Raw genomic sequence first — 17,847 nt, 5'->3', positions numbered from 1 at the left:
TGTAGACACATGAGTGCTGAAGAACGTGAAACCTTGAGTCTGGGGCTGGCCCGCGGCCATTCGTTGCGGACGATGGCGACGGTGTTGAGGCGAGCGCCCAGCACCGTGAGCCGCGAGCACGCCCGGAACGCGGTGCGGGGACCGTATCGGGCCTGCACGGCGCAGACCCTGGCGTCGGCTCGAGCTCGTCAGCCGCGGCGGTCGCGCAAACTCCTGGATCCCTGGCTGTGGCAGTACGTGCGGACGCAGCTGGCCAAGGGCTGTTCGCCCGAGCAGATTGCCGGACGGCTCAAACGCGCGTATCCTGACGATAGGGGTAAATAGCTGTCGGCCGAGACCATCTACGCGGGCTTGTATGTGCTGCCACGCGGCACGCTGCGGAGCGAAATGCTGGCCGCACTGCGTCAGGCGCGCAAGGCGCGTCGGCCTCGGTCGGGAGGGACGGATCGACGGGGTCAGATCCCCCATATGACGCCCGGCGACGAAACGGGGTCGGGCCTTGCAATTGTACATTCTGACGGGTGGCCTGCTCGATCCTTGGTTGCGTGCATTGAACGAGCACTGTTTCATCCTGCGTGTTCTGGGAGCAAGAAGGGTACTTGGCCGCTCCTTTCTAGGGTGAGAGTGGGCATGGCCTATTTTCGCTATTGTACTGCACGCGTAAGGAGGACACAGTTATGAAGGAACAGTTGACCGCCGTTTTCCAGCAAGTGCCGGAAGGGTATATCGCGTTTGTCGAGGAGTTGCCCGGCGCAAACACGCAGGGAGACACGCTTGATGAAGCCCGGACCAATCTTCAAGAGGCCGCTCAACTGGTCCTGGAATCTAACCGTGCGTTAGCGGAAGAATCTCTCGGGAGCAAGACCGTGATCCGGGAGCATCTCGCCTCCATTTCATGAAACGGATCGATTTGATTCGTCACCTCGAACGCTACGGTGTCCAGCTTCTTCGTGAAGGCGGAAGCCATAATGTGTAGGTGAACCGCTCCGCCGGCAAAACGTCAACCGTCCCCCGCCATCGAGAGATCAACGATTTCCTCGTTTTTAAGATCTGCAAAGACTTAGAAGTTCCGAAGCCTTAGCACTTCCGTCCTTTCCATCCTTCTGATCGTGCGCACTCTGTGAGCGAAAGGGACCATCCAGGGCGCCCGTTCCTTCTTGTCTCAGTATTTTCATGGGCAGGCTGTTCAAAAAGACCGTCCAGCGAGGCCGCAGGCGGAGCAAGAACCGGAGGCGTACCCTCAGGGGTACGTTGAGGATTCTTGCGAGCTGAGAACGAAGCTGGCGGGATTTTTCAACAGCCTGTTAGAGGTGGTACTTGGCCATGCGATACCGGAGCGTATTGCGCGTGATCTTGAGGAGTCTGCTGGCTTCGGAGATGTTGCCGCCTGTTTGCTGTAGCGCTTCTTTCAGCAGCTTCTTTTCCATCTCCTGAGCCGAGAGGCCAAAGGCCAGGAGCGAGGTCTTCTCGATTTCTCCATTCGATCCTGCCGATCCGGTATCTCGCACTGAAGCTGGGAGGTGGTCCGGCTGGATCATCTCATCTCTACATGTGATCGTGAGTCCTTCGACGACATTGTGCAGCTCCCTCACATTGCCGGGCCAGTCGTGGCCTTGCAAGATAGTCAGAGCGGCTTGGGTGATGCCCTTGATGCGACAGCCATGATCGCGGCGGGCAACATCTAAGAACGAAGTTAGAATCGGCTCGATATCTTCCGGCCGTTCGCGGAGCGGCGGGATGCGGAGCTGGTAGACGTTCAGCCGATAGTAGAGGTCCAGGCGAAATCGCCCGGCTTTGATCTGAGCCGGCAAGTCTTCGTTCGTGGCGGCGATCACGCGAATGTTGACGTGAATGCTGCGCGTGTCTCCCAGCGGATCGACCTGGTGAGTTTCCATCACGCGTAAGAGCTTGGCCTGGGCGGACGGGCTCATCTCACCGATTTCGTCCAGGAACAGCGTGCCTCCCTCCGCTTGTTGGAACCGTCCAGGCTTGGCCTGCTTCGCATCGGTAAAGGCGCCTCGTTGATAGCCGAACAGTTCCGATTCGAGGAGGTGCTCGGGAATGCCGGCACAATTGAGGGCCACGAAGGGGCCTTTGAACCGGGGGCTGGAGGCATGGATCCCCCGGGCAAAGAGCTCTTTGCCGGTGCCGCTTTCGCCGGTGATGAGGACGGTCGCATCGGTTTGGGCGACTTCGGTTGCCAGATGTTTCAGCAGTTTCATCTGGGAAGACCGGCTGACGATCTGATCGAATGCGAAGGGGCGCTCTGCCCGCGCTTGGGGCTCTGGCGCGTCGAAGGCGTGGGTCTTCTGGATGGCAGTCTGGAGATCCTTCGTTGTGACCGGTTGAGCGAGATAGTCTGTGGCGCCACGGTGTAACGCTTCGACAGCGGCTTTTGCTGATCCGTCTGTTCCGAGGATGATGATCGGGAGGTTCTGTCCGGTGCGTCTGGCCTGAGAGAGAATTGCTTGGCTCGCAATCCGCCCCTGGCTCTCGTCGCAGATGACGAGCTTCAGGTCTGTTTGATCTTTCAGGAGGCGTAGAGCCTCTTCGGTTGTGGTAGCGGGAAGGATGGTGGCGCGGCGGTCGAGGGTCTGTTCAAGTAACAGTGACACGAGAGGATTGGCTGAGATGAGCAGCAGGATTGGAGGATGCATGAATCGCCTCCCCGCGAACCACCATCAGGATGCTGAAAACGTCCGCCAGCATCGTTCTCGACTCATCGAAATCCTCAACGTACCCCCGAGGGTACGCCTCCGGTTTTGATTCGCCTCCGGCCTTGCTGGACGGCCCTTTTGAGTATCCTGCTAAGCACTGAAATTAGCCTACTCCTCTTTCCTCCAAGAAGAAAGGGGCGGGCTATGAGGCCTGGCTCCCTGTCTGTCGCGTGAGATTCTCCTGTGCAATCCCTACATTACGGAGGAGGCCGCTTCGTTTGGCTCGTTTGAGGGGGCTCTCTTTGAACGTCGCAGCAAAACTTTCCTCGCTGATCTGAGCCAGGGCCTGGAGGCTGGGGGCGAGGGTTAAGGGGCTGGGGAGAAAGGCTGGTTCATTCGTTGCGTCCGCTCGAAGATTGAAGGGACAGACGTCCAGGCAATCGTCGCAGCCGAAGATGCGATTGCCCATTTGAGCAGCAAGCTCGTTGGAAATGACCTCTCGGTCACCACGCAGTTCGATGGTCAGGTAGGAGATGCAGCGTCTGGCATCGACGACATAGGGCTCGACGATGGCGCCGGTCGGACAGGCCTGAATACAGAGGGTGCAGCTTCCGCAGAGATCTGTGGCCGGTTCATCCGGTTCCAGATCCAGGGTCGTCAGAATTTCTCCGAGCAGGAGCCAGGAGCCAGATTCGGCTGAGACGAGGTTGGAATGTTTGCCGATCCAGCCGAGGCCCGCCTGCTGCGCCCAGGCCTTTTCCATGATCGGGCCTGTATCGACGTAGGGTTTGGTGGTCACGCCAGGCGCCAAAGCTGCGATCTTCGCTTCGAGTTGCGAGAGCCGCTGGCTCATCACCGTATGGTAATCCTTCCCCCAGGCGTAACGGGCAATGCGGCCCATGCCAGGCTGCTCGTTCGCGCGATTGTCCGTGTAGTAGTTCATCCCGACTGAGACCATCGATCGACAGCCTGGCAAGACCAGTTGCGGATTGCTTCGCCGTGAGGGATCGCGAGTCATCCAGGCCATCGTGCCGTAGTAGCCCAGGCTGAGCCATTCCGTGAGACGACTGAATAAGAGATGGGATAGCGGAGTAGCGGGGCCAGGGGGTAGAGACGAATCAGGCTGACTGCTGCCCGCGACTCGACTGATGCCGACTGCGTCGAAACCCAGCGATAGGGCTTCGCGTTTGATGGCGTTAGCCAAAGACATGGCTAGTGGGCTTGTTGGGAACAATCAAATCGGACAATAAATTGGACCGAACAATGGTCGGATTTGCAGCGGCCGCAGGAGCCGGTGATCTTGGTTTTCCAGTCCGTGGCTTTGTCGTCGAAGCGGCAGAAGGTTTTGCCGCCCTTGGAGATGGTCGTCCAGGGTTTGTCTGTGCCTGGGACGTTGGCCACGAGGCAGCCAGTGGGGAAGGGGACGTGACAGTTCTGCGAGGCCTCGCCCTTGGCCATCCCGAAACTGCAAGACTGTTCGGTGGTGGCGGTCGATTCGGAGAGAGATTGTGCCTGAGCCTCTGCAGACTGGCTCCAGAGGCCGATGAGCATAAGTAATATGAGGAGTAATTGTTTCATCGTTCGCATCCTAGCACAGAGATATTTGGATGCGTCAATCACGTTTCTGCCTATTGCAGGATGCTGAAAATGACCGCCAGCTTCGTTCTCACCTTGAAAGCATCCTCAACGTACCCCTGGAGGGTACGCCTCCGGTGCTTTCATCGGCTGCGGCCTCGCTGGACAGTCATTTTGAGCATCCTGCGAAATAGTTTTGCCTCCAGCTAGTACTTGTCCGGCTCTCATATATAATCGCGTCATGTTGTGGCGTGCATTAGTCCTCATGTTTTGCTTTGTCTTCGGCTGGTCCGGCTGGAGCCATGCGGCTGAGCCGGTCTTGTTGGATGTTCGGACGGAACCGACCGGTGGCGTGAAGGCGACGGCCACAGTCCTCTTTCCCGCGCCTGTTTCGGTGATCCAGGCGATCCTTACCGATTATGCCCATTGGCCGGCACTGTTCGACGTGCGGATGAAGATTGCCGACTTGAAAGTCCAGGATGGAGTCACCACGCTGGATGTACGGATTGAGCATGCTCTGTTGCCGGGGGAGCGCCGGCTGGTGACGGAATCGAGGCTGTTATCAAACGGAGAGTTGGTGTCAGATCTGAAAGGCGGAGATTTCACCCGGTATCATCGCCGGTGGAAATTGACTCCAGTCGAGGGTGGATCTCAGACCCATGCCGAGTTCGAACTGCTCGTCGAGATCGAGTCGGTGGTGCCTGATTGGCTTGTCGCGGTTGCGATGAAACGAGATCTGGACGCGCATTTTCGAATCGTGAAGGACAAGGCGCTCGCGCAGGTGCGGCAGTCGGGGCGATGAGTGAGGCTCTTAGTTCGTCGTTCGTGAAGCGTCGTTCGTATCTCGTCCGAAGAGAAGAGCATATGGCGTATAGCCGATAGCGTATGGTCAGAATAGGAGAGTGGGCGTCTTTGCTGCCAGCTACATGCCATAAGCCATACGCTCTATCCCCAACGAGGTACGCTTCACGGTCTTTTGGGGGCAGCCTGCTACTGGGGGAAGGTGAATTGGGACAATTCAGCTTTGTCGAGGCCTTGCTTTACTAGCGCGTCGATGTCGAACATTTGTTCGATTCTCAGAATGTCCTCGAGTCTGGTTTTTGTGCTGGGGTGGGGTGGGGTAAAGAGCGAGCAGCAATCTTGATCCGGCTCGATCGAGATGGCGAAGCTGCCGATCTGCTCTGCCTGGTCGGTGATCTCCAGTTTGTCCATGCCGATCAGCGGCCGTAAGAGAGGCAGCTCTGCAGCCTCTTCGATGACCGTCAGATTTTCCGGTGTCTGCGACGCCACCTGCCCCAAGCTATCGCCCGTGACCAGTCCCCAACAATGTTCTTGTTTGGCTAACTCCTGCGCAATGCGGATCATGACGCGCCGGTAGAGCACCACGCGATAGGGGGCTGGCGCGCTCGCCACAATGTCCCGTTGAATCTCCCCGAACGGAATGACGTAGAGTTTCGACGTGTATTGATGGGCCGTGAGGAGCTGCACCAGTTCACGAACTTTCTCTTCCGAGGCGCGACTCACGAGAGGGCGGCCGGAGAAGTGGACGAAGAGGGCCCGGCATCCTCGCTTCATCATGCGATAGGCTGCGACCGGAGAATCGATCCCTCCGGAAATCAAGCAGGCGACCTTTCCGCTGACCCCCACCGGCATTCCGCCAGGCCCCTGAATCTTTTTGATCGAGTAGTAGGCTTCTTTGGAGAGCAGTTCGAGATAGACCGTGAGGTCGGGATCCTTCAGGCTGACTTTCTTGCCGGTTGCGTCACAGACAGCGGCGCCGACGTCCCGCGCGACTTCCATGGAGGTGAGCGTCAAACGTTTGTCGGCCCGTTTCGCCGAGACGCGAAAGGTGGAAAAGGATTCTGATTGGAGCGATTCGATGACTGCCTGGCTGAGCGCTCCCAGGTCCGGGTGGGCCAGGTCGAGCGGCAACCCATGGGCGAGCGAAAAGTTGGCGATCCCGAAGACTTTGGTGAGCCGCTCGATGATGGTCTGGTCCGGAATCCCGTCTGGCAGGACCACGCGAATCCGGCTGCGGAGATTTTCGACGCGTTTGACGCCGAGGTCCTTCAGCATCCATTGGATATTGCGCACGAGCCGCTCTTCGAAATATTCGCGGTTGCGGCCCTTGAGGGCGATTTCGTGGTAATGGACGATGGCGCAGCGCATAGTTTATCGGGATGCTGAAAATGGCCGCCAACGTCGTTCTCGGCTCGACACAATCCTCAACGTACCCCCGAGGGTACGCCTCCGGTATGTGCCTCGCCTGCGGCCTTGCTGGACGACCATTTTGAGCATCCCGCGGAGGATTTAGAGGTTATGACTGCCCGATTCTAGAAAGCGCTCGGCGTCGATGGCGGCCATGCAGCCTGAGCCGGCGGCGGTGACGGCTTGCCGGTACTTTGAATCCTGCACATCGCCGGCGGCGAAGACACCTGGCACGCTTGTGGCGCTTCCCTCTGTCGTGTGGATGTAACCTTTGGCATCCAGGTCTAATTGGCCGTTGAACAGAGCGGTATTGGGGCGGTGCCCGATCGCGACGAAGACTCCGGCGCACGGCACCTCTGCGACCTTGCCGGTCACAAGGTTTTTCACGCTCACGCCTGTCACCACATCGGCGCCCAGAATATCTTCGACGGCGGAGTTCCAGAGGAAGGCAATCTTTTCGTTTTTCATCGCGCGATCCTGGAGGACCTTCGACGCGCGGAGTTTGTCACGGCGATGGACCACGGTGAGCTTGCTGGCGAATTTAGTGAGGAAGGTGGCTTCCTCCATCGCACTGTCGCCGCCGCCGACGACGATCAGCTCCTTGCCCTTGAAGAAGAATCCGTCGCAAGTGGCGCAGGTAGAGACGCCGTGCCCCGTGAGGCGCGCTTCGTTCTTCAAGCCGATTTGAATGGCCGACGCGCCGGTCGCAATGATGAGGGTTTTGGTCTGTAGGGTCTGTTCGGCGTCGATCGTGAGGGTGAAGGGCCTTCGCGCGAGCTCAACCGCTGTAGCTTCGCCGGTCAGGAACTCCGTGCCGAATCGTTCTGCCTGCGCCCGCATCTCTTTCATCAGTTCAGGGCCCATGATGCTTTTGGCAAAGCCCGGGTAGTTCTCGACTTCGGTCGTGGTGGTCAGTTGCCCGCCCGATTGCCAGCCTTCGATGAGCAGGGGGGAGAGATTTGCCCGCGCTGCATAGATTGCGGCAGTGAGTCCGGCAGGCCCTGAGCCGATGATGACGACGTTGCGCATGGCGAAAACTTAACACAGGGGGCGGAGGGAATGCACGGAGCAGGAGGGGCGTTACGCGAGCAGGCGCAGGCGCGTGAATAACTGGCTGACGTGCTTGCGGAGCGTGGGACGAGGGAGGGTTCCATCCAGCACGTGGTCCGCTCGCCGGACTTTCTTGGCCAAGGGCATTTGGCTCTTGATGCGGTGCAGGGCTTCGGCGCGGGAGAGGCCGTTTCGTTTTTTGAGACGGGAAACCTGGGCCGTTCGGTCTGCTGTGACGACGATGGTCTGGTCAACTCGCTTGTCGATGCCGGCTTCAAAGAGGAGCGGTACGTCGTAGATCACCACCGCCCGAGGGTCTGTTCGTGCGGCCTGTTTCGTCAGCCTGGCTTGCTCGCGGGCGACGCGGGGGTGAATGATGGCTTCCAGCACCAGGCGTTTCGCTGGATGGCGAAAGACGATGACTCCGAGCGCGTGGCGATTGAGGCTGCGGTCAGGATTGAGGATGGTCTTGCCGAACGTGTTGACGATGGCTCGCCAGGCCGGTTTGTCTGGCCCGACGACCTGCCGCGCCAGCAGATCGGCATCGATCACGACCGCGCCGCATTGCTGGAACATCTTGGCGACGGTGCTTTTGCCGGTAGCGACGCCGCCTGTGAGGCCGATCACAATCATGGGGGCGGAGCATAGCACGCGAATGTGCGCCTCACAACAAACCACGATTGACTTCTAGAGGGGCTGGCCTGTAAGAGTTTCTCCATGAAAAGGTTTCTGGTTTTGAGTTTCATTGCAGCTGTTGGGCTATCGGGCTTTAGCCTGGGTTTGGCGGACGAGGGGCCTCCAATGGGTCCTCGGACCATTGTCGTGGCGCTTGACGGGACAGGAGATTTCCAGTCCCTTCAAGAGGCTGTGGATGCAGCCAGGAAAGGCGACACCGTTTTCGTCAAGGCAGGCCGGTATGCTCAGGACGTGACCATTCACAGCAAAGAGAAGATCAAGTTCGTCGGGGCCGGCGTCGATCAGGTGACGATCCTGGGGCGCGACATCGTGGTGGGCGCGCTCCATGTGGGGAAGTGGCCTTATGGGGCGACGGACATTGAAATCAGCGATATGACCATCAACGATCATGGCGGCCATGCGGTCGGCCTGTTCAACGGGCAGGGGCTGGTCCTTCGTCGGCTCACCATCAACGGGATGTTGTTCAGCCAGCAGGTCCATGATGTGCGGATCGAAGACTGTCTCATCGGCGGGAGCGAAACGACCGGCGTGCAGTTTGCCGACTCAGAGGCGATCATGGTCGGGAATGTGATCCATGATAACGACCATGGGGTTTCGATTGCCGGCAAGTCCAATGTGCGGTTGGAGCGGAATGTCATTACTAGGAGTCTTTTTGAAGCGGTGGTGGTCAGCGGCCATGCCCGCGCCGCGATCGTGAGCAATACCTTGGTCAAGAACGGCGGAGGGGCGGCGTTTCTTGGGCAATCCCAGAGCGACGTCACTGGCAATGTAGTCGGGCTGAACGGAGTAGGGTTTCTGATCGCGTCCTCCAGTCAGACCAGCACGTCTTTCAATGCGTTCTACAACAGGGATGGGGATTATCTGCGGCCTGGCAACCCGAACCAACCGGCTCCGGAGCTCAAGGCCCTGTCAGATATTACCGGGGACCCCTCCTTTATTGACCCGGAACATGACGATTTTCGCCTGCGTCTCGATACGCCGCTTCTTAAAATCGGTCGGTTCCCCTACCTTGGCGCCCTGGCTCCAGCCGCCAGCGCTGCCACGCGATAGATCAATAAACAGCATTGAATCAATGAGATAGAGATCTACCGTCAGGCCGGTTTTCTATGTGCTATGCTTAAAATCTAGCGTAAGTTGATGGATCGTAAGTCTTTGGCGTGGGAATTGCTCTGTTCCATGCTCAGTCAAACAAATAGGAGAGCGACCGTGGCAAGTTATCGACAAGAGCTTGAAAGACGTGGAGTGGACGGAATCCCGTCGCTCGACGATATTGAATCAGGTAAGTTGGTCGGTGCCGTCCTCCCTATGTCTGAAAAGGCGCAGATCCAGATGCGTAATAGCATCGAAGTGATTGATTACCTCCTCAATCAAGAACGCGTCATCTGGAGCTGACAAGCTCGCGTTCTACCTCCTCAATCCCTGATCCACCGTGGTCCCCTTGACAGGCCTGTCGGGCCTTCGTACGCTCTTGCAGACTGCTTCCCTTTGCAACCAGGAGATAGACCCATGGCCTACGCTTACGTGCAGCATCGGTTTTCTGTCACTGTGGCCTGTCGGTTCATGATCGTGGCATCGCTTGCGTTGCTGCCTGCTGAGGCGCCGGCTGCTGATGAATTACCGAAAGAGTCGGTTCTGCCGATGGGTATGGCCGGCAAGGCGATCCAGGCATCGTTAGAGGCCTGCAAAAAAGACGGGTATAAGGTGAGTGTGTCGGTCGTGGACCGGGCCGGCGTGTTGCGCGCCATGGTCAGAGCCGATGGGGCCGGGCCCCATACGGTTGATAGCAGCAGGAAGAAGGCCTACACCGCTGCCAGTCTGCGCCGTTCGACGACCGAGTTAGCGGAGCTGATCAATAAGGTGCCGACCTTGCAGGCCCTTCGCGAGATGAACGATCAGGTCTTGATCCTGGGGGGCGGCTTGCCGATCGAGATCGGCGGTGAGGTGGTCGGAGGGATCGGTGTCGGTGGAGCGCCAGGCGCGCATCTGGACGATGCCTGTGCTCAGGCGGGGCTGGATGCGATCGACGCGGCGCAGAAAATTCCGGCAGCCAAGTGAGCTGGGCCTCTCCTGTGAGGGGGCTGGCGAGCCTCCTCCTGGTTGTGCTGACGGCCTGCAATAGCGATGTGCCGGTGCCGGCTTCTGTCGAGTTTCCTGCAGATCAGGTGCGCGTGACGATCACCAGACTCGCCACCAATCCGTTTTTGTCCCGGCACGACCTTCATCTCGCGCTCGTTGGGCCAGGAGGCTGCTCCATCGAGGAGGACCTGTTCCCCAATACCGGCTATGCGAGCCGGCGGAACCTCTATTTAACGCGAACGGGTTTGCTCTATGTGGTGGGCCAGTTCGATGCCCGCGTCATTGACGCGCGGCATTGCACGATCACGCTGGCCGAGTTTCGCACCCTCGATCGTTATGTGACCTTTCTCGGCAGCTTCGACGAAAATGAGGAGAAGTTGTGGAGCTACTTTCCTGCCAGTCAGAGGCCAGAGCTTCCTTTTGAGAAACGATAAGTCTTTCCATCGACAGGATACGTGTAGGAAGAACGCCACTCGTGGAACCTGGCAGCGTAGCTGCCTTGGAGGGTTAGGGCTGGTGAGGCGAGCGACGTATCTATTGGGATGCCCGGTCTTTGAAGGTGAGCTCAGAAATGGCAGACTTGTCCAACTCACCTTTGCCGAGTGCGATCAGCCGCTGGTATTGCTTGTAGGTCGCCTGAGCTAACGGGACTGTGAGACCTGCGTCCTTCGCTAACGCGAGAGCGATACCCGAGTCCTTGGCCGCATGGGCCGCCGAAAAGTAACAGTCATGGGCGCGGTTCTGCATATCCTCGGCGTCAGTTTCCAGCACGCGCGACGCGGCTCCCGTTTGGGCGAAGATGTCTCGCAACAGGGTCAGGTCCAGGCCGAGTGCTTCCCCAAGCCCGAGCCCTTCCGCCAGGGCGGCCGTGTTGCTGTTCATCACCATGTTGACGAGCGTTTTGACCTTCGCGGCCTCTCCTGCCGGTCCGATGTAGCGGAGGTGCGCACTCAATTTTTCCAAGAGCGGCTTCGCGGTTTCGAACACATCGGGGCGACCGCCGCACATAAGGTAGAGCGAGCCCTGGCGCGCTTGCGTGATGCTGCTGGCCATGCAGGCTTCGAGGCTTTGGCCTCCCCGTTGTGTTACGAGCGTGTAGATCTCGACATGCACAGCCGGCGAAAGGGTGGCGCAGTTGATGAAGAGCCGGTTCTTGGCGCGACAGAGAAGACTCTCCGTGCCGGTCTCGGAAAAGATCTGGCGCATCGCCGCATCGTCGGACACCACCGTGAAGATGATGTCGGCGAGTTCTGCGACGTTGGCAGGGGTTGCCGCCGCTTCACAGCCGAGCTCGACCGCAAGGTCGGTGACCTTGGCCTGATCCCTATCGTACAAGGCGACGATAGTTTCCTGTTGATCCCTTAACCGGCGGGCCATGTTGGCTCCCATCCGTCCAATTCCCACGAAGCCGATTGTTGCCTTAGCCTGCCCCATCACGCCTGCTCCTCTGCTCGTGTTAGCATGCGCACGAGTGTAGCATGACCGTAAGAAATCGATAACGGGATATGACGGAGGGGTTGGCATGCAGCAGCCTATTGTCGGGTTTCATCTGGACGAATATGGCGATTGGGTGGCAGATCTGCACTGTGGCCATGGGCAGCATGTGCGCCATCAGCCGCCGATGACGAATCGGCCCTGGGTTCTGACAGAGGCAGGCAGGAGCCAGCATCTCGGAGAGACCTTGAACTGCAAGAAGTGTGACGAAGCGGAAGTCCCGAGCGTCACGCCCCTCGATTAGGGGCGTGGGCCGACCGTGTCATCCGTGCCGATCGTTTTTCCAGGGGAAGGCCGTGTTCGAGTAGCCTCGCACCTCCCAGAAGCCCTTCTCATCCTGCTCCGAAAAGGTAATCTCCTTCACCCACTTGGCGCCTTTCCAGGCATAGCGTTTGGGGACAATCACGCGAACCGGGCCTCCGTGCTCCTTCGTGAGGGGCCTGCCGTTCCATTTGTAGGTCAGGAGCACGTCCTGGTCGTCGCAGGCTTCAATCGGTAAATTGGTCGTGTAGTCGTCGAACGATTTGAAAAGGACGAACTTGGCCGATGGCAGAGGCTTCACCATGGCGATGATGTGTTTGAAGCTGACCCCTTCCCACTCGTTGTCGAAGCGGCTCCAGCTTGTGACGCAGTGAAAGTCAGAAACATCTTTGAATTGGGGTTGGGCGAGGAATTCTTCCCAGGTCCAGGTAGCAGGATTGGTGACGGCTCCACCGATCGTAAGTTGCCATTCCGAGAGGGGGATCTCCGGCTTGAATCCGAGATCGAGCACAGGCCAGGTCTCGACGAGATGTTGCCCCGGAGGCAGGCGATCATCTCCTTCGTAAAACACTTCCCGTTCTTCGCCGCCCCGGCGGGCCTTGGCCCATTGTTCCTTGGTTTTGATGAGTCGGTCGTTTTGGTCCATCGTCACCTCCTAGCCCAGCAGGCTGTTGGAAAAACGCTCTCACGAACCGTGAAAGGTAAGACGTGAGGGTGAGACGTAGGGCTGCCGAGTGCTCCCCCTCCGAAACGTTTCACCTTTTACGTTTCACGCGTGAATGGGACGGCCTTTTTGAACAGCCTGTTGATGTTGCTAGAGTACGGGAGCAGCAGCACTCCTGACAAGCCGCCCATTGGACCTATCGGCGCATCGCCCCGATTGACACCCATGAGAGGAGTCCCCATGATATCCGGCACAGAACCATGACGAACTCCATGACAACGACTATTCCTGCGCGCGGGTCGAGCCGGGGCAAGATCCTGATCGTGGCGGCCCTCGCCCTGGCGATCGGTCTGTTCTTGTATTTTGATCTCGGGCGGTTTCTTTCTCTGGGTTCCTTGCAAGAGCATCGCGACCAGATGCTGGCCTTCACGGACGCACATTATGCGATTGCGGCCGGACTGTTTGTCCTGACTTATATTGCGGTTGCCGGCTTGTCGCTCCCTGGCGCTGCGATCATGACGCTCGCCGGAGGGTTTCTTTTCGGCAGTCTGTGGGGGACCCTCTTTGCGAATCTGGGGGCCACGACCGGTGCGACTCTGGCCTTTCTGTCCGCGCGTTATCTCCTGCATGATTGGGTGGAGCGGAAATTCGGAGGACTGCTCGGCCCGATCCAGGCGGGATTCGCGAAGAACGCCTTCAGTTACCTGATGACCTTGCGGCTCATCCCGCTCTTTCCATTCTTTCTCGTTAACATGGTGTCCGGTTTGACGAGGGTGAGCCTCGGTACCTACGTGGCTGCGACCGCCATCGGCATCGTCCCCGGAAGTTTCGTGTTTGCCTATGCGGGGCGGCAGCTCGGGTCGATCAATTCATTGCGCGAGATTGCCTCGCCGAACGTGTTGTTGGCCTTCACGTTGCTCGGGCTCCTGGCGCTGGCGCCCGTCCTCTATAAGAAGTTTGCAGCCAAGCCACTATGACCACAACTTCGTGAAACGCGAGGCGTGAAACGTGAAATGTAAAAGAACATGGGGATCGCTACGATGAGTCGCCAGGAAGAACCTTTGATGCTCCCGGACGACGAGTACAACCGGACGCTCCTCGAGAATGTCCATCCGCCGACCTGGGTGAATCCCGATTCAACCGACCGATGCAACCTCGTGGTGATCGGGGCCGGGACTGCTGGACTGATTACGGCGGTCATTGCAGCGGGCCTCGGGGCGAAGGTGGCCTTGATCGAGCGGCGCTTGATGGGCGGCGACTGTTTGAACGTCGGCTGCGTGCCCTCCAAGGGCCTGATCCGGGCGGCGAAGGCCTGGTCCGATCTTAAGCGGACGGAAGAATTCGGAATTCATATTCCTCCCGGCGTGACCTATGACTTTGGCGCCGTCATGGCTCGGATGCGGAAGCTGCGCGCGCGGATCAGCTACAATGATTCCGCCCATCGGTACAAGTCGCTCGGGGTGGATGTCTATATTGGCGATGCTAAGTTTGTCGATAGAGAGACCGTCTCAATCACAGGGCCAGCCGGCAACAGGACCGTGAGGTTCGCTAAGGCCGCAATCTGCACCGGGGCAAGGGCTTCCGCTCCGTCCATTCCAGGCCTCTCAGAAGCAGGCTACCTGACGAACGAAACGGTCTTTTCCCTGAGCGAACTTCCATCCCGCCTGGCTGTCATTGGAGCTGGGCCGATCGGATGCGAACTGGCTCAGGTCTTTGCTCGTTTCGGCAGCCAGGTCTATCTGGTCGAGGCGCTGCACGGGGTGATGCCGAATGAAGATCGGGACGGAGCGCAGGTCGTCCAGCAATCCCTCCTTCGAGACGGTGTCCAGCTGCTCTGTTGCGGCAAGGATCTTCGTGTGGCCAGTACGGAGAGCGGTAAGCGGTTGACGGTCGAATCCCATGGCCAGGGCTATGACGTGACGGTGGATGAAATCCTCGTCGGCGCCGGGCGCACGCCGAATGTGGAGGGGCTTGGGCTGGAGGCGGTCGGGGTCGAATACGATAAGACCGGTGTGAGGGTGAATGGTCGGCTCCAGACGACGAATCCCCGTATCTTCGCCGCCGGGGACATTTGCTCCAAGTATAAGTTTACCCATGCAGCCGATGCGATGGCGCAGATCGTCATTCAGAATGCGCTCTTCCCCCATCCCGTCGGCTTGGCCTACGCGAATGTGGATTCGTTGATCATGCCCTGGTGTACTTTCACTGAGCCGGAGATCGCCCATGTGGGTCTGTACGAGGCGGATGCGAAGGCCCAAGGTCTGGAGGTGGAAACCTACACGGTCAAGTTGGACGAAGTGGATCGCGCGATCCTCGACGGAGAAGAGGAAGGGTTCGCGCGGGTGCATATCCAGAAAGGCTCCGACAAGATTCTGGGGGCAACGATCGTCGCGGCCCATGCGGGAGAGATGATCAACGAATTTTCCGTGCTGATGAAGGCGGGAGCCGGTGCCAAGGTGATCGCCGGGACGATCCATCCCTACCCGACGCAGGCAGAGGTGAATAAGAAGGTAGTGAACCTCTGGCGGAAGGCGCATTTTACTCCGCGCACGAAGGCTCTGCTGGTGAAGTTGTTTGCCTGGCTGAGGAGGGGATAGGGCGGGCCTGGTCGCCTTCCTTGCTTGCAGAACGCGCACGATAAAGCGGTGCTCGTTCGATGCGCGCAGTCGAAGGCGAACCAGGCCCACTCTGCAGGAAGAGAAGGCAGAGAAGGAAGAGATGGGAGAGATGGGAGAGATGGGAGAGGGACGGTTATCCCAGTGCTCGCGCAACGCGCGGCCTCAGAAGGCCCTCGTTGGACGCGCACACGTCAGGATAACCGTCCCATCCTCTTTGTAAAAGTGGATGGGACGAAGGGTATGGAAATCCTTGCTGAATGAGAAGGGGATGAGGGTGGGCCCGCTCGCATTGCGGAGATGGATGAAAAGAGGGGCCTGGCCGTTTGTGCTTGTGGTGATGGGGTTGCTGATTGCGCCTGTGGCTGCGAGGGCTGAATCTCCGTCCGTGATCGAGGTGGGGAAGTTTTCTAGCGGGACTGTGGGGCAGGCGTTGCCGGAGGGCTGGAAACCTCTCACGTTTAAGAAGATCCCCAAACAGACCCGCTACGAATTGGTGAAAGATGGCGAGATCGTCGTGGTCAAGGCCACGAGCGATGCCTCTGCTTCCGGTCTGACGAAAGAGGTCAGGATCGATCCCAGGGACTATCCGATCATTTGCTGGCGCTGGAGGGTGGAGAAGGTCTTGGCGCGGAGCGATGTGACGAGAAAAGATGGAGACGATTATCCCGCCAGGCTCTACGTCACCTTTGAGTATGACCCGGAAAAGACCAGCTTCGCCAAAAAGCTTCAATACAAGGCGGGCCGTGTGATCTTTGGGGACATCCCGATCGGGGCCCTCAATTACATTTGGGACAGGAACACGCCAATCGGCACGATCGTCGAGAATGCCTATACGAGCTTTGCGCGAATGATCGTGGTGGAGAGCGGGCCGCAAAAAGTTGGAACCTGGGTCGAGGAGGAACGGAACATCTACGAGGACTACAAGGCCACGTTCGGGGAGGAGCCCCCGATAATTAACGGCGTGGCGATCATGACGGATACGGACAATACCAAGGAGCGGGCCACGGCCTACTACGGCGATATTGTCTTTCTGAAATCAATGAAGGAGTCGTCTCGGTGAGCCTGTGTTGTCTGGTGGCTTATAGGGAACGGGCTGACCTGTTTAGGGTCAGCCCGCTCCTGGACACCACCACGCTGGAAGTGGGTGCGCGGATTCAAAATGTGGGTTACTGAATAGAATTCGCGAAGCCGCCTCGCGTAATTTCAGCGCGGACAGTGTCCCCGACATTCTTCTTCTTGAGATACTTCGTGCCCCGGCCGACGTACATCTGGACTCGCTTGCTCTCGAAGTCTTCAATCGTGTACACGTCGCCTTCGACATCCTTAATGGTTCCGCCGATAGTTCTCCAGGCCGGACCGGGTTTGCTGTCGTGCTGTCCCCACTTCGGCGCCGCCGGAGTGGCTGGGACAGATCCGAGCGACGAGGCAGCCGCTGCGGCAGACGAATGAGACTTCTTGGAACTACTCGCCATCGCTGGCGCTGTTGCCAGAACCATGATAGCCAGGGTGGCAATAAGGATCGGCAGAACCTGTCTCTTGCTGTTCGTCTCCATCGCGGGAACCTCCTGTAAAAGTTTGGACAGTGTGCACGTCTGGAACTTCCAGTGAGCAAGCCACATGCCAGATGGACTGACCCTGAAATCTGTATGTTGCTGACGGTTAGAAGTCAATTGAGAGTGGGGCATGTATCTAGACGAAAAAATGGAGAAAAGGCGGCGGCGGTCTGTGCAAATCTGCTCAAAATTGGTTGAGGCCCATTCATCACGGTTTATATTCACTTCAGCTGACCCTTACCGATGCCGCAAATTTCTGAAAGTTGTGCCGGCGGGCCATCTGAGTCTCATGATATTCATCTACGTGGAATCAATCCTGCGTTGTTATGGCGAGACTTTGTTCTGGCTATTCACAGCCAGCGGAGGGGAACATTCTGAGTCGTTAGAAATGTCATGACGACTAGGGTTTTCCCTCTCTAAAATGGGCAAATGGACCTAGAGTGCAAATGGACCTAGTAGAAAATTAACTTGCAATGTAATATTCTCCAGTCAGGATAGTGATTCAGACTGGAGGGTGTGATGACGGCACGCTTATCTGAGCAGCGCATTCTGATCGTCGAAGATCAAGAAGAGCCCTGTGCGGCTCTGATGATGATTCTTCGTCCCTTCTATCAAGTCGAGAGTGCGGAGACCGCTGCTGCAGCTCTTGAACTCGTTGTCCAGAACCCGATCGATCTCGTCATCATGGATGTCGGGCTTCCCGACTACAGCGGGATTGAGTTGCTGCGACGGATACGAGCGGCCGGAAGAGACGTCAAAGTGATTGTGATGAGTGGCGGAGGGAGTGTCGAGTCCGCTGACGATGTCCTGCAGTTAGGGGCCGTGGCCTACCTCCTCAAGCCATTTAACTTCCAAGAGGTTCTTGCGCTGGTTCAGAATGCGTTGCAGGCCTCCTGTGTTGAATCACCGCCCAGGGTGCCAACGGGAGTCGGTCACGTCTCATTAGAGTGAACGTGGTTTTCGTCCGTCTGCGGCCTCCCCTTCTGTTTGAGCCT

General features: G+C 58.2%; 21 protein-coding genes and 1 pseudogene. 13 read left to right on the top strand and 9 right to left on the bottom strand.

What is annotated here, in order from left to right; genetic code table 11:
* Nucleotides 1-9 precede the first annotated feature (9 nt).
* The 3 genes and pseudogenes from NT179_04930 to NT179_04920 all read left to right on the top strand — a co-directional run bounded on the left by NT179_04930 (nucleotide 10) and on the right by NT179_04920 (nucleotide 1,081).
* Nucleotides 10-324, top strand: a complete 315-nt coding sequence (locus tag NT179_04930; GenBank protein ID MCX5721358.1) for a helix-turn-helix domain-containing protein — start codon at nucleotides 10-12, stop codon at nucleotides 322-324.
* 353 nt (nucleotides 325-677) lie between these two features.
* Nucleotides 678-899 carry a type II toxin-antitoxin system HicB family antitoxin gene (locus NT179_04925; protein MCX5721357.1) on the top strand — a complete coding sequence of 74 codons (222 nt, stop codon included), beginning with the start codon at nucleotides 678-680 and terminating at the stop codon, nucleotides 897-899.
* Nucleotides 896-1,081: pseudogene (locus NT179_04920) on the top strand (type II toxin-antitoxin system HicA family toxin). The gene NT179_04925 and the pseudogene NT179_04920 overlap by 4 nt, the downstream one beginning before the upstream one ends.
* 223 nt (nucleotides 1,082-1,304) lie before the next feature.
* Here the strand turns inward: NT179_04920 and NT179_04915 are convergent.
* From NT179_04915 to NT179_04905, 3 genes are all read right to left on the bottom strand, one after another.
* The gene (locus NT179_04915) at nucleotides 1,305-2,657 is read right to left on the bottom strand and encodes a sigma-54 dependent transcriptional regulator (GenBank protein MCX5721356.1); all 1,353 of its coding nucleotides are present in this window, start codon (nucleotides 2,655-2,657) and stop codon (nucleotides 1,305-1,307) included.
* Between the two features lie 202 nt (nucleotides 2,658-2,859).
* The gene (gene queG, locus NT179_04910; GenBank protein MCX5721355.1) at nucleotides 2,860-3,867 is read right to left on the bottom strand and encodes a tRNA epoxyqueuosine(34) reductase QueG; all 1,008 of its coding nucleotides are present in this window, start codon (nucleotides 3,865-3,867) and stop codon (nucleotides 2,860-2,862) included.
* 2 nt (nucleotides 3,868-3,869) lie between these two features.
* A complete protein-coding gene (locus NT179_04905) occupies nucleotides 3,870-4,235 on the bottom strand; it encodes a hypothetical protein (protein MCX5721354.1) in 366 nt (121 codons plus the stop codon).
* 262 nt (nucleotides 4,236-4,497) lie between these two features.
* Here NT179_04905 and NT179_04900 point away from each other — a divergent pair, with 262 nt between their 5' ends.
* Nucleotides 4,498-5,034, top strand: a complete 537-nt coding sequence (locus NT179_04900) for an SRPBCC family protein (protein MCX5721353.1) — start codon at nucleotides 4,498-4,500, stop codon at nucleotides 5,032-5,034.
* 188 nt (nucleotides 5,035-5,222) lie between these two features.
* Here the strand turns inward: NT179_04900 and thiI are convergent, their stop codons facing one another.
* The 3 genes from thiI to coaE all read right to left on the bottom strand — a co-directional run bounded on the left by thiI (nucleotide 5,223) and on the right by coaE (nucleotide 8,123).
* Nucleotides 5,223-6,401 carry a tRNA 4-thiouridine(8) synthase ThiI gene (gene thiI, locus NT179_04895; GenBank protein MCX5721352.1) on the bottom strand — a complete coding sequence of 393 codons (1,179 nt, stop codon included), beginning with the start codon at nucleotides 6,399-6,401 and terminating at the stop codon, nucleotides 5,223-5,225.
* Nucleotides 6,402-6,542: 141 nt separating this feature from the next.
* Nucleotides 6,543-7,469 (bottom strand): thioredoxin-disulfide reductase, encoded by a 927-nt coding sequence (gene trxB / locus NT179_04890; protein MCX5721351.1) that lies wholly within the window; start codon nucleotides 7,467-7,469, stop codon nucleotides 6,543-6,545.
* A gap of 51 nt (nucleotides 7,470-7,520) precedes the next feature.
* The gene (gene coaE, locus NT179_04885; protein ID MCX5721350.1) at nucleotides 7,521-8,123 is read right to left on the bottom strand and encodes a dephospho-CoA kinase; all 603 of its coding nucleotides are present in this window, start codon (nucleotides 8,121-8,123) and stop codon (nucleotides 7,521-7,523) included.
* Between the two features lie 168 nt (nucleotides 8,124-8,291).
* On the opposite strand from coaE, the gene NT179_04880 reads away from it, so the two are divergent.
* The 4 genes from NT179_04880 to NT179_04865 all read left to right on the top strand — a co-directional run bounded on the left by NT179_04880 (nucleotide 8,292) and on the right by NT179_04865 (nucleotide 10,696).
* The gene (locus NT179_04880) at nucleotides 8,292-9,236 is read left to right on the top strand and encodes a pectinesterase family protein (GenBank protein ID MCX5721349.1); all 945 of its coding nucleotides are present in this window, start codon (nucleotides 8,292-8,294) and stop codon (nucleotides 9,234-9,236) included.
* Nucleotides 9,237-9,392: 156 nt separating this feature from the next.
* Entirely contained in the window at nucleotides 9,393-9,578 is a 186-nt protein-coding gene (locus NT179_04875; GenBank protein MCX5721348.1) for a hypothetical protein, read from the top strand.
* Between the two features lie 168 nt (nucleotides 9,579-9,746).
* On the top strand, nucleotides 9,747-10,241 hold the full coding sequence (locus NT179_04870) for a heme-binding protein (protein MCX5721347.1): 495 nt from the start codon (nucleotides 9,747-9,749) through the stop codon (nucleotides 10,239-10,241).
* A complete protein-coding gene (locus tag NT179_04865; GenBank protein MCX5721346.1) occupies nucleotides 10,238-10,696 on the top strand; it encodes a hypothetical protein in 459 nt (152 codons plus the stop codon). The genes NT179_04870 and NT179_04865 overlap by 4 nt, the downstream gene beginning before the upstream one ends.
* A 100-nt stretch (nucleotides 10,697-10,796) precedes the next feature.
* On the opposite strand, the gene NT179_04860 is transcribed toward NT179_04865, so the two are convergent.
* Nucleotides 10,797-11,696 carry an NAD(P)-dependent oxidoreductase gene (locus NT179_04860; GenBank protein ID MCX5721345.1) on the bottom strand — a complete coding sequence of 300 codons (900 nt, stop codon included), beginning with the start codon at nucleotides 11,694-11,696 and terminating at the stop codon, nucleotides 10,797-10,799.
* Between the two features lie 88 nt (nucleotides 11,697-11,784).
* Here NT179_04860 and NT179_04855 point away from each other — a divergent pair, with 88 nt between their 5' ends.
* On the top strand, nucleotides 11,785-12,000 hold the full coding sequence (locus tag NT179_04855; GenBank protein ID MCX5721344.1) for a DUF3565 domain-containing protein: 216 nt from the start codon (nucleotides 11,785-11,787) through the stop codon (nucleotides 11,998-12,000).
* 18 nt (nucleotides 12,001-12,018) lie between these two features.
* On the opposite strand, the gene NT179_04850 is transcribed toward NT179_04855, so the two are convergent.
* Nucleotides 12,019-12,663: a sulfite oxidase-like oxidoreductase gene (locus NT179_04850; GenBank protein MCX5721343.1), complete on the bottom strand. Its 645-nt coding sequence runs from the start codon at nucleotides 12,661-12,663 to the stop codon at nucleotides 12,019-12,021.
* Nucleotides 12,664-12,953: 290 nt separating this feature from the next.
* On the opposite strand from NT179_04850, the gene NT179_04845 reads away from it, so the two are divergent.
* From NT179_04845 to NT179_04835, 3 genes are all read left to right on the top strand, one after another.
* A complete protein-coding gene (locus NT179_04845; GenBank protein MCX5721342.1) occupies nucleotides 12,954-13,658 on the top strand; it encodes a TVP38/TMEM64 family protein in 705 nt (234 codons plus the stop codon).
* Nucleotides 13,659-13,721: 63 nt separating this feature from the next.
* A complete protein-coding gene (locus NT179_04840; GenBank protein ID MCX5721341.1) occupies nucleotides 13,722-15,278 on the top strand; it encodes a mercuric reductase in 1,557 nt (518 codons plus the stop codon).
* Nucleotides 15,279-15,600: 322 nt separating this feature from the next.
* A complete protein-coding gene (locus tag NT179_04835) occupies nucleotides 15,601-16,359 on the top strand; it encodes a DUF3047 domain-containing protein (GenBank protein MCX5721340.1) in 759 nt (252 codons plus the stop codon).
* A 106-nt stretch (nucleotides 16,360-16,465) separates the two neighbouring features.
* Here the strand turns inward: NT179_04835 and NT179_04830 are convergent, their stop codons facing one another.
* The gene (locus NT179_04830; GenBank protein MCX5721339.1) at nucleotides 16,466-16,852 is read right to left on the bottom strand and encodes a hypothetical protein; all 387 of its coding nucleotides are present in this window, start codon (nucleotides 16,850-16,852) and stop codon (nucleotides 16,466-16,468) included.
* A gap of 519 nt (nucleotides 16,853-17,371) precedes the next feature.
* Here NT179_04830 and NT179_04825 point away from each other — a divergent pair.
* Nucleotides 17,372-17,803, top strand: coding sequence for a response regulator (locus NT179_04825; GenBank protein MCX5721338.1), 432 nt, complete (start codon nucleotides 17,372-17,374; stop codon nucleotides 17,801-17,803).
* Nucleotides 17,804-17,847: the final 44 nt, after the last annotated feature.

It is taken from the genome of Nitrospirota bacterium (assembly GCA_026387665.1).
GTDB lineage: Bacteria > Nitrospirota > Nitrospiria > Nitrospirales > Nitrospiraceae > Palsa-1315.
Note: the sequence above shows the minus strand (reverse complement) of the source record. Positions and strands in the feature narration are given on the sequence as shown.